The sequence below is a fragment of the Trichocoleus sp. Lan genome (assembly GCF_039961855.1).
Classification (GTDB): Bacteria; Cyanobacteriota; Cyanobacteriia; order Cyanobacteriales; family FACHB-T130; genus FACHB-T130.
The window spans coordinates 342,049-352,492 of sequence record NZ_JAMPKA010000002.1 but is presented as its reverse complement, the minus strand read 5'-3'; the positions used below and the strand labels follow the sequence as shown (position 1 = coordinate 352,492).

At 46.9% G+C, this 10,444-nt stretch carries 10 protein-coding genes and 1 pseudogene; 5 read left to right on the top strand and 6 right to left on the bottom strand.

Going from position 1 to position 10,444, the window contains the following annotated elements; translation table 11 throughout:
• Positions 1-99: pseudogene (locus NDA03_RS03090) on the top strand (IS982 family transposase); the annotation flags it as partial.
• A gap of 811 nt (positions 100-910) precedes the next feature.
• Positions 911-2,017 carry a HAMP domain-containing sensor histidine kinase gene (locus tag NDA03_RS03085; protein ID WP_348237254.1) on the top strand — a complete coding sequence of 369 codons (1,107 nt, stop codon included), beginning with the start codon at positions 911-913 and terminating at the stop codon, positions 2,015-2,017.
• Positions 2,018-2,213: 196 nt separating this feature from the next.
• Here the strand turns inward: NDA03_RS03085 and NDA03_RS03080 are convergent, their stop codons facing one another.
• The 4 genes from NDA03_RS03080 to NDA03_RS03065 all read right to left on the bottom strand — a co-directional run bounded on the left by NDA03_RS03080 (position 2,214) and on the right by NDA03_RS03065 (position 4,941).
• On the bottom strand, positions 2,214-3,233 hold the full coding sequence (locus tag NDA03_RS03080; RefSeq protein ID WP_348237253.1) for a glycoside hydrolase family 43 protein: 1,020 nt from the start codon (positions 3,231-3,233) through the stop codon (positions 2,214-2,216).
• Positions 3,234-3,240: 7 nt separating this feature from the next.
• The gene (locus NDA03_RS03075) at positions 3,241-4,047 is read right to left on the bottom strand and encodes a phytanoyl-CoA dioxygenase family protein (RefSeq protein ID WP_190434278.1); all 807 of its coding nucleotides are present in this window, start codon (positions 4,045-4,047) and stop codon (positions 3,241-3,243) included.
• A 541-nt stretch (positions 4,048-4,588) separates the two neighbouring features.
• On the bottom strand, positions 4,589-4,789 hold the full coding sequence (locus NDA03_RS03070) for a PIN domain nuclease (RefSeq protein ID WP_348237252.1): 201 nt from the start codon (positions 4,787-4,789) through the stop codon (positions 4,589-4,591).
• Positions 4,786-4,941, bottom strand: coding sequence for a hypothetical protein (locus NDA03_RS03065; RefSeq protein WP_348237251.1), 156 nt, complete (start codon positions 4,939-4,941; stop codon positions 4,786-4,788). Before NDA03_RS03065 ends, NDA03_RS03070 begins: the two co-directional genes overlap by 4 nt.
• A 57-nt stretch (positions 4,942-4,998) precedes the next feature.
• Between NDA03_RS03065 and NDA03_RS03060 the strand changes: the two genes are divergently transcribed.
• On the top strand, positions 4,999-5,193 hold the full coding sequence (locus NDA03_RS03060) for a hypothetical protein (RefSeq protein ID WP_348237250.1): 195 nt from the start codon (positions 4,999-5,001) through the stop codon (positions 5,191-5,193).
• On the opposite strand, the gene NDA03_RS03055 is transcribed toward NDA03_RS03060, so the two are convergent.
• A complete protein-coding gene (locus tag NDA03_RS03055) occupies positions 5,190-5,612 on the bottom strand; it encodes a type II toxin-antitoxin system VapC family toxin (protein ID WP_348237249.1) in 423 nt (140 codons plus the stop codon). The genes NDA03_RS03060 and NDA03_RS03055 overlap by 4 nt on opposite strands.
• Positions 5,609-7,537, bottom strand: a complete 1,929-nt coding sequence (locus tag NDA03_RS03050) for a DUF4209 domain-containing protein (protein WP_348237248.1) — start codon at positions 7,535-7,537, stop codon at positions 5,609-5,611. The genes NDA03_RS03055 and NDA03_RS03050 overlap by 4 nt, the downstream gene beginning before the upstream one ends.
• A 206-nt stretch (positions 7,538-7,743) precedes the next feature.
• On the opposite strand from NDA03_RS03050, the gene NDA03_RS03045 reads away from it, so the two are divergent.
• Together NDA03_RS03045 and msrB are read left to right on the top strand one after the other, a co-directional pair.
• Positions 7,744-9,660 carry a GTPase family protein gene (locus NDA03_RS03045; protein ID WP_348237247.1) on the top strand — a complete coding sequence of 639 codons (1,917 nt, stop codon included), beginning with the start codon at positions 7,744-7,746 and terminating at the stop codon, positions 9,658-9,660.
• 200 nt (positions 9,661-9,860) lie between these two features.
• Positions 9,861-10,355, top strand: a complete 495-nt coding sequence (gene msrB, locus NDA03_RS03040) for a peptide-methionine (R)-S-oxide reductase MsrB (RefSeq protein WP_348237246.1) — start codon at positions 9,861-9,863, stop codon at positions 10,353-10,355.
• The last annotated feature ends 89 nt before the right edge of the window (positions 10,356-10,444 follow it).

Genomic DNA, 10,444 nt, shown 5'->3' with positions numbered 1-10,444 from the left:
AATTTTTTGGTCAATATCGTCTGTGGATTGATTGCTTATTGCCATCAGCCCAAGAAGCCTTCTCTCCAGATTGACTGGGCTTTACCCCCTGCTGCTTAACCCGTACTGACGTTCGATACGTTTAGGCTTAGCTATAGGGATGACAGCCAGAACTCAGGAATCTGTTTTTGGGCTAGGGCAATCGCTCGTATACCGATGACGACCCAGACGCATTAAAAATTGTCAACCCAATTGGTAAAGCGCTTTCATCCAGCCGTTTAGTGCAGTGAGGGGTTAAATCTCATCGTCAGGAAGCGAAACTGGCATAATTTTCCCCTGAGAGAGATACACACTAAAGCGATCAGAAAATTGCATTACTGGTTTCTTTTGTGTATCAAGTTCCTCTTCATCAAGTAGCAGTTTGATTGACCAACGCTAGTTTTTAGAATACATTACCAAAAGTATCCGAATAAAAAGGACTTATTGACCAGACATATATGCCCGAATGAAGTGGTAGAAATCGGACTGTAGTAGTTAAAAATAATCCTTGAGCAGTTTTTTCGCTTACCCTAAAGCTATTGGCAGATAATGTGGCTTCAAAATTATGTTTGCAGTCGGTTTACAGATAATGTGATTTGATTTGCAGCTATTGGGGTTTAGATTAACCTTTTATTTGCAATTTCATGTAGTTTCAGTTTTGTATTGGAAAGCGGTTTGAAGCGTTTGGGTTTGCAGTTCGCTACAATTATATCTTTCTGCTGCTTGTCCAAACTACTTACCATCTTTGGTAATTTAACCTTGTCTGCTACTTGACGGGGTATACAGAGGCATTGCAACTTCTGTTGCTTGCTGCCCGAACCTGCTCAAACTCAATCAAACCCACATCTTGGAAACTTTCCCTTACCTGCACGCATGCAGAGAATCAAGAACGATGTCTAATCAAGCGTCTGACCGTCTTAAGCAAAATGCTGAAAGAATTATGCATCTGTGGGAGGAGCGGGCGCGTGATGAAGTCAAAGCATCAATGCATCATGAGTCTCTTGTTTTACGAAATTCGCTACCTCTGTACTTAAACCAACTGGTAGATGAACTCTCAAACAGAATTGACAGGACACCTGCCCGAATCGCAGCCGACAAGGTAGAAAGCACTCGGATTGGCAAGAAGCATGGGCATGAGCGGGCCGGTTATGCCGACTACTCCATGACTCAACTCATTTTCGAGTACCACATCCTTCGTCAAGTCATCTTTCAAGTTTTAGAGGAAGAAGCACCTTTAGACGTGAGGGAACGAGACATCATTATCGACTCCATTGAGCAAGCCGTTAATGACGCTGCCACTCAATTTTCCGAGACGCTGCGAGATATTCAAGAGCTATTTATGGTGACGCTAACTCACGACCTCAGAGGCCCCCTTAATGTTGTAAAAATGGGAACTCAACTGACTCTGCGTCGGGTGGAACGAGGAGATAGCCACGTGGATATAGCCGCGAGGATGCTCAATGCAATCAATCGGCTGGATTCGATGATTCAAAATCTGCTTGATGCAAGTCGGCTGCGGACAGGGCAGAGTTTAAAGATTGAATTTGAAGAATGCGATTTAGAGGTGCTAGTTCAAGAGGTAGTAGAGGATTTGAGCTTCGCTTATGGAGATCGGTTTGTTGTGGTTTGTGATTCTGATATCAGGAGTTATTGCAGCCGTAAAGAAATACGGCGGGTGATTGAAAACTTAGCAGTTAACGCTGTGAAATATGGGGCGTCTGGCACGCCGATTACACTCACGCTTCAGCAAACTGAAACGCAGATCAGCCTTACTATCCATAATGAAGGCGATCCGATTAGTCTAGACGCTCAATCAATCCTATTTCAACAATTTCGTCGAACTATCTCTGCTGAGGAGCAAACGGGATGGGGACTAGGATTATTTTTGGTAAAGAGTATTACTGAAGCCCATCAAGGGACGATTGAAGTTGAAAGCGCTGAAGGCAAGGGAACAAGCTTTATTATCAAGTTACCCAAAGTTCCCGATCAGGTGGCATAGTGGCTAAGGTTCTTTGCTAATTTTGGTGAAAAGAAGGACGGTCGCCAATTTCTGTAACCTGGATTCTAGGCTAAAAATCTTTCCAGAGAATTGCCCGTATACATGACACTCCTCAATAGCGATCGCACTCGACATCTTGCCGCCAGCAATCGCTGGAATTGCTTCGGTTTCGGTAAGCGCGTATCGCTATTCGCTGTTAGATAGTCTGCGATGTCCAGGTGGGACCATCGCAGCGCGGGCCATCCGCCGTCCAAATCAATTTATCTAAGCACATTCGCCGCGCTGACCTGCTCGTGTCCCAAGCATGGTAAGCGATGTAATCAGTTTTACCATCGGGACCGACAACGATCGAGTTATGACCGGGGCCGAGAACCCGATCGACAACAGTTTTCAACACGCGGGGTCCTGCTTCATTCCCTACATCGGAGTAGGGACCCATGACGCTATCTGCAACGCCATAATCGACACCGTAGTTTTCCGTTTCCCAGCGCCCACCGCTGTAAAAGCAGTAGTAGCGATCGCCATGTTTGCGGACACTAGGACCTTCTAAGGTATGCCAATCATAGCGATCGCCATACATCAAACGGTTTGCCAGAAACCGCTGCCAGTCAGAGCGGGCGCGTAAAACAACTTTCCCCTCTCCAGCCAGTTTTGTCATCCCTATCAATCGGTCTACCATCAGCGCCGTTCCAGCCCTTACTCCGCCTTCTGTATCCAAGAAATCGCGGGCGTAGAACAGATACCATTGCCCATCGTCATCCCGAAAGGCATGAGGATCGATGGCGAAAGAACACGATTCAGGGTCTATGAGGGGTTCACCGATGTCTTGATAAGGTCCCAACGGGCGATCGCTTGTTGCAACCCGTAACTGATGCCTTTTGTCTTCGTGTCCTACTGAGTAGTAGAGATAGAACTTGCGATCGCAATAAGCAACTTCGGGTGCCCAATAGTTATCTCCCAGAGCAGCATCTGGGCGCAGCAGTGCATTACCCGCAAACTCCCAGTTTGCAAAGTCCTCAGAGCGCAAGAGGGGAAAGACGCGCTGTTTGCCGATTTCGTCCACCTCTCCCTCTGCTTCTGCTGCACCCGTGCCGATTGCGTAATATACTCCCTCGTGTTCCCAAACAAACGGATCGGCAAAATAGCCGTTGTACACCGGATTGGTATAGGTGCGCTTGCTAGGGAATTCTTCAGGCGTCGGCTCAAATTGAGACATTAGCGTCCTAATACTTGAAATTCACGTAGGTTTCAACTTTGTTCTCTGGCAACTGCTCTACCACGTGGCACCGCAGTAATTCCCTTATTTCCTCTGGCAGACTTTCATAATAGTCCCGTTGCACAGTCAAGTCTACTTTTGCGGTGTGCAGCCAATGCATCACATAGCCCATCACAACCATCGGTCTGGGAGTGTTTGTCCGGTTCGGTGAGCCTCGATGCAGCGCCAGGGGCGAGCGAATCATCACATCACCCGGCTGCATATAAAAGGATTCCATCGGAATTTCGCCAGCAGCGACCTTCACTAACCCTTCCTCACGAGGTAAGACATGAGTCCCCCGTGCCATTTGAAACGGCCCATTGTCCGCCGTTACTTCTACCAGCGGAAAGTTAACCGCCAGCGCGTAGAGTGGCGTTACTATCTGATCTGAGAAAAGTGGGCGAAAGTCCCGGTGAATTTCTTGGTAATCCGAACCCTGTACTGGAATATCAGCCCCCAATTGCACCATCTTATATTCTTGGTAGAATACGCGATTGAGAATCCCCAAAATTACTGGATTCGCAAACACATCTACATTGGCAAAGGGAGCAACCCAGGGGAAGGTTAGATAGAAGCGGGCTTGTTCGCGAGGTGCCAGACCACCCGGTTGATTTTGGCGCTTTTGGAATAATTCATTAAAAGCGTCTCCCCACTCTTCGATTAATCTTCTGTCAAACAGACCCCGAATCACACAAATTCCATCTCGATTGAGTTCTTCAGCAAAGCGATTTAGGTCAGTCGTCGAAAACTTAGCTGTATCTGTAGTTTGAATCATGTTCTGCTCCAATTCAGGGCGTTAGAGTTGAAGTAAAATCTAGCTTTCAAGAGCAAAGTGTTTCAGGAAGCTAGTTTGCTGCTCCCCAAACCTTCCGTATAATTACTGCTTAACAAGGTGTTCAAGAGTTCAGTAATTTCCACGCTTCGCGCTTATGGAATCTCCTGAACTTTCAGATGAAACTGTGACCGAGCTGCTTAATCAGCAGGCAAAGAATGAAGCTGTAAAATCTTCACTCACCCTCAACGGTTGAATTATTAACCACTATCGTCCAATCGTCATTTCCCTATCTACAAGCCTTAGTGACCTAGCTTCTCGAAGTTTCATCGCTGCTGCTAAAACTAATTCCTCATTGCCTAAAGAAAAACATAGCGTCATCTACTTATTACTATTATTCCCCGCGATAGATGCAGAATAGCAATCGCTACCTGAAATCTTAAAAAAACTTTGGGTTAGTTTTGCAAGTTGAGCAACACTATTTTTATCTAGATGAAGACTAGCGATGAGATGGCGAATGGTTACGGCACGCTACGCGATCGCGCTATTCGGGTAGATAACTTCCGGGAGACTCTGGCAGTGGTAGCCTGCCTAATTGATACTTGATAATTGCTTCCCGCACTGAGACAAAACTCAGATATACTTCATTGTCTGGATCGCAGATACTGCCCTTGCGGTCATTTGATAATCGACGCTCGCCACTGATGAACCAAAGAAACACATGGGTATCAAGCAGTAGCTTCATGTACCCTCAAATGCAGTCAGAATGTCTTTTGGTAATAGAGTGTCAAAATCATCTGGTACGGTGAACTCTCCAGTACACCAAGCAAAAGGTCGAAGTTGCTTAACGGTTGGCAAAATCGGTCTAATTTCAGCAACTGGCTTTCCTGCTTGCATGACAATAAGAGTCTCACCTGCTTCGACTTGCTGAAGGTAAGTTGCAATATCCAGGTAATGGAAGCAGGATACCAGCTTAGCGCTTTAGGATGCGATCGCCTGCGATCGCGCTGCTACCTACGTGCAGCTAAAACCAACTTACACGATTTAGCGATCGCTCGATTTATCCACGAAAAGCGATCGCTCTTGACTTTGTGGCACGAGCCGTCAAACGTGAGCGATTTGTTAGAGTGCGCCAACACTGCCGCTTAAACAGTCCAATCTTCAAGGGATAAATCAGGAACTTTGCTAAAGTCTTGCTGATTGCGTGTAACAAGGATTGCCTGGTTAGCTAAAGCGATCGCAGCAATTCTTAAATCTTGCGTACCTATCCGAATCTTTTGTTGAAGCAGACTTTTGTAGTAGTTGTATGCCGCATCATCAAAATTCAGTAAATTTACGCTACAGAAGTAAAGCTGAGTTCTTCGGAGGTTCTCGTAAGCAATCGATAACTGTTCAGTCTTTGTAGCCGCCCTGCTAATACCAGCCAATCTTCCTCGCAATTGTTCTTCGAGGGTAACGGTTGTAACAAATATGTTGGAACCGCCAATAGCTTTGGCACGTTTGGCAATTTCAGAGTTACTGTGTTGAAAAAGAGTGACATGATCCGTGTCCAAAATATATCGGCTCACGCAGACTGACTCTCCTCTGAATTGACCTCGTGAGCGGCAACTTCAGCATCCAGTTCGCGCCGATAGGCGGCCATATCTTCTACAAATTCATCATGAAGCGGATCATCTTTGAACATACCAGCGAATTTGACCCACGGCTCGGATTGTTCAACTTTCTGTTGATAGTTTAAGATTGGCAAACAACAGAGCCGTAGTGTGAGCCACCATAGGTAGGACATGAGTGGACTAAAAAATTCATCGTCACTAATCAGTCCATGAGCCATACGGTTTCTCAGATTGCTGCCGGAATGCTCGACCAGTAAGTTTTTGAGATCAAATAGTGTGTTTTCATCGAAAATAGAGGTTATCTCAGGATGGTAGAGGGTAGTAGTCAAATAGTGTTCTTTTTGAATTCCCTTATCCAGTCCAGAGGGTAATATACCTCTCCTCCAGAGTAGATAACGAACAGAATTCTCGATTTGGGGAATGAGGATATGGGTTGACGTGATGAAATCTCCGGTTAGTCCAGCGTAAAGTCCTTTTGCAAAAAGATACTCTCGTTCTACTGGAACGAAAGGGCTATTTGACACGATTGGAAGTAAATCATTTAGTCGTACAGAGTGTTCTAGATTGATCTGTTCTCTGGCTGGATCAATAAAAGCTTGGGCGTGGAAAGTTTGATAGAAGACTGCATTTCTATTCATCTCAAAACGAGTAGCTGCCTCTGCCTCATTGGGATCGCTGGATAAGACTGAGCCAGGTTGTTGAGCTACAACTTTACCCATTTCGTTCATCATTACTACTGGGAAGAGGTGAGATGCAACATAATCACGAGCCATCTTCTGTACCTCTTGTCGAAGGCGAGAGACTTGAGTCGGAGCCACTAACAAAGCCAAGGAAAATATTGCATCCTGAAATTCTTTGCCTGTAACCTGCGCTCTAGCTTGCTCTACCTCATTACTAATATCAACCCGCTCGGAATAAATAGTAGCTAACTCCTTATGGGATTCCTCCTGATACTGGAGCAGAAGTTTGTGAACCTCCTCAGCTCTTTCTTTAGCGGCTATAGTTTCTTCCTTTGTTCCTCTAACGCTTCTGAATGCCTCAACAGCTTCCTGCATATACGTTGATGCGGCTAGATAACTTGGAGGCTTTCTCTTGAGAGCATCTTCAGCTTCTTGGACATAGGTTTCGGCAGCAAGCATCGAAGCTGCACGTTCCTTTTCGCCATCTTTCTCAATAAGATGCCATCTTGCCTTAATTTCCCAATAGGCTCGCGCTCTACGCCAATCATGAACTGACTCTGCTAGTTTTGCAGCTTTTTCAGCAAGAACAGCATATATTATCGATTCACCAAGTCTATATTCTTGCAAAAGCTCCATCAATTTTGCTGACAGCCACAATGGATCTTCTCCGTTGCAGCGATTGAGGACTGCCTCTATGTGTGCAACAACTGCTTCAACCTGATACTTGATTTTGCGTGATAACCGAAGTGCCCGTTCGATTCTGTCAAAACACCAAGTCCACTTTTCAGGATCTTCGAGTTCTGTAGCAGATTGTAAATAGGCAGTAACTGCTATCTGAGCCATCCGATAGTCACGTCGTCTAGCCCAAAGGATATCTGCAACTCGTGCCTGAAGTTCAGGATCTGATATATCAGAAGCAATCTCAGCCAGAAGGTCTAGATGTTCGTTTGTGAGATTCTGAAAAACTTGAGTAAAAAATTCCTCATTGGATTCTGGTTTGATTACAGCACCAGTTACCGCAGCCAGGATCTCAAAGACAGCCTCTTGTCTGACGTTCCCCGCTTCTTTTGCCTCCTGTGCCTTTTTCCAGAAGCCTCTATTGTAGGCAAGACATTCCTTTCTTTCGCTGCTATTAACTACGTCCTGCCAGCGAGAATTGATGAAATCGTCCTTGGTAAGAGGGGGATTCAGTGATGACATAATCTAAAGCTACTTTGCTATATGCCTACTATGCCAAATCTAGAGTAAACCAGGCGGTTATTATCTCTCCTTAATCAAGGGAAACAAGCATCCTGCCCAGATTGAAGACGCTAGACTGCTTATAAAAGTAGTTTTTGCAAAAAAATCGACTTTCTAAACCTTCATATTTGCTATTTTTGCAAGCAGTCTAATCGAGGGGTGGGGTAATGGTGCAATTAAAGGTGTGGCAGTGGGTGGTGTTGGCAACGCCGATCGCAACGATCGTCGGTTTCTTGCTGGTATCGGCAGGGTTGCAGATTCACGAGTGGCGGATTAATTGGATCTGGGGCGTGTTTACCGTCGTATTCGTGGGCTGGCGTTGGCTGCTGGTGAAGTGGACTCGACCGGCGATCGCGCAAATAGAATCTGTCATGGCGGAGGTTAGCGCCGAACTAGAATCTGGGGCAGGCGATACTGTAGCGCTACCAGCTGGAAATGATGCCGTAAATCAAGCGGAAGTCGCTTATCAAGAGATCCTGAAAGCAGCACAGAGCGATCGCCCGATTTGGGAAGACTGGCAAACCTTTTGGCAGCGATGCCAGGATCTGGTCAGTGCGATCGCTCATGTCTACAATCCTGAAGTAAAGTATCCCCTGCTCAACATTCACGTTACCCAAGCTTACGGACTGATTCGGGGAACGGTGGACGATCTGGACGGGTGGATACAGAAGTTATCTCCTGCCCTGGATCGGGTCACGATTGGGCAAGCATACGAGGCATACGGAGTTTACCGCAAGCTGGAACCATCGGCTCGGAAACTCTGGCAAGCCTGGAATTGGGCACAGTGGTTCTTGAATCCGGTGGTGGCGGTAGCAAAACAAGTTACTCAGCGTTCCAGTAACCAGGCAAATCAGGAATTGCTGGGGAATTTGAGCCAGATGCTTCGGGAAGCGGCTCTGCGGAACTTATCTCGGCAAGCGATCGCTCTCTATGGAGGAACGACTACACTGCCAGAGTCAGAATCTTCTGTTTCCACACCGACACTACCCAAGGCAAAGACGCAAACCCTCCGAGAAATATTGGCTCAAACAGAACCCATCGAAGCAGTTGAGCAAAAACCTGTCAATATTCTGCTGGTGGGACGAACCGGATCTGGAAAAAGCAGCTTGATTAATACACTGTTTCAAGCAGATCGAGCCGCCGTGGACGTATTGCCCAGCACCGATAAGATTCAGAATTACCGCTGGCAGAGCCAATTGGGGGAAACTCTGACGCTTTGGGATACGCCGGGTTACGAACAAGTGAACCGGGCGGATTTGCGGGAACTGGTGCTGGATTATGCCACCAATGCAGATTTGCTGCTGTTAGTTACTCCTGCCCTCGATCCGGCACTGCAAATGGATGTGGACTTTCTCAAAGATATGAAGGCGGAAGTGGCAGACTTGAGCGCGATCGCCATCGTCACTCAGGTGGATCGTCTGCGCCCCATCCGGGAGTGGGAACCTCCCTACAACTGGCAAGCAGGCGATCGCCCCAAGGAAAAGGCGATTCGGGAAGCGACCGAGTATCGGGCAAAGCTTCTAGGCGACTTCTGCAATCTGGTTCTACCTGTAGTTACAGGTGACACAAAAACGGATCGAACTGCCTGGGGAATGGACGCACTCTCATTAGCACTGGTGGATGCGATCGCGCCTACTAAGCAACTCCGCCTTGCCCGTTTTTTGCGTAACTTGGATGCCCGTACTGTCGCTGCTGCCAAAATCATCGACCGCTACACCTTTCAGATGACAACGACACAGGGACTGGCTGCACTCCTCAAAAGTCCCGTTCTCCAGTTCATTGCGACACTGACAACCGGACGACCAAATCTAGCATACGTGCTAGCAGACCAAATTCCCGTGGAACAATTGCCGGTTGTGATTGGCAAACTCCAGATGGCGTATGATTTGTTCTCGCTCTTGAATCCGGGCGAAAACCCGATCAACTTTGATTTGCTATCCCTTTGGCCTCTACTACTGGAAAACCCCTCTTCACCAGAACGCAATGCCTGGGCATTTGGTCACGCTTTAGTGGAATATTGGACTCAAAATCTGACAGTTGAACAATTCCGGGAACGGTTTGAGTTCTATCTCAAGCAAATTTGAGCCATGCCTCTTTACCTGCTTTAGGCTTCTTAGGGAATTTTAATCCGGCTATCAGACTTAATGCAGTGCGAACCAACAGGTCGGCGCTAGGCTAACGCCTCGCTTCGGATGAGCGCGATCGCGCATCCTAGAGATAGAGCCAAATAAACTCTCTCAAGGTTGAACTGGCTCGCCTCACACCGACAACTGAATGATGCAGCATGAAAAAACGTTATCTTTTAAAAGCTGGCGCTGTAATTGTAGGCGCGGCATGGTTATCACGCAATCTAATTGGGAAATCGGGAGATATGGCAGCTTCAAATAATAACTTTGAAATCAACAAAACCGAGGAAGAATGGCGTGAAATTTTGACGCCCGAACAGTTTAACGTCCTGCGTAAACACGGTACCGAACGTGCTGGAACTAGCCCGCTTGATAAGCAATACAGTAAAGGAATTTATGCGTGTGCGGCGTGTGAATTACCGCTGTTTACCTCTGAAACGAAATTCGACAGCCATACTGGTTGGCCCAGTTTTTATGCTCCCATTGAAGGGGGAATCGGCACCTCCACAGACAAGACGCTTTTTATGACTAGAGTTGAAGTCCATTGCCATCGTTGCGGTGGGCATTTAGGGCATGTATTTAACGATGGGCCACGCCCGACTGGCAAACGCTACTGCATGAACGGTGCTGCGCTTAAATTTATTCAAGGCTAGCGATCGCTCCTGTTTGACTGCATCGTTTGGTAGGTGTTCTAGTGAAGCTGGCGAATAGAAATCGCGCCTACACACACAAAACCTGCGGA

Coding starts and splice junctions, on each gene's coding strand:
- NDA03_RS03085 (WP_348237254.1), top strand. CDS start 911: ATGTCTAATCAAGCGTCTGACCGTCTTAAGCAAAATGCTGAAAGAATT.
- NDA03_RS03080 (WP_348237253.1), bottom strand. CDS start 3,233: ATGTCTCAATTTGAGCCGACGCCTGAAGAATTCCCTAGCAAGCGCACC.
- NDA03_RS03075 (WP_190434278.1), bottom strand. CDS start 4,047: ATGATTCAAACTACAGATACAGCTAAGTTTTCGACGACTGACCTAAAT.
- NDA03_RS03070 (WP_348237252.1), bottom strand. CDS start 4,789: ATGAAGCTACTGCTTGATACCCATGTGTTTCTTTGGTTCATCAGTGGC.
- NDA03_RS03065 (WP_348237251.1), bottom strand. CDS start 4,941: ATGCAAGCAGGAAAGCCAGTTGCTGAAATTAGACCGATTTTGCCAACC.
- NDA03_RS03060 (WP_348237250.1), top strand. CDS start 4,999: ATGGAAGCAGGATACCAGCTTAGCGCTTTAGGATGCGATCGCCTGCGA.
- NDA03_RS03050 (WP_348237248.1), bottom strand. CDS start 7,537: ATGTCATCACTGAATCCCCCTCTTACCAAGGACGATTTCATCAATTCT.
- NDA03_RS03045 (WP_348237247.1), top strand. CDS start 7,744: ATGGTGCAATTAAAGGTGTGGCAGTGGGTGGTGTTGGCAACGCCGATC.
- msrB (WP_348237246.1), top strand. CDS start 9,861: ATGAAAAAACGTTATCTTTTAAAAGCTGGCGCTGTAATTGTAGGCGCG.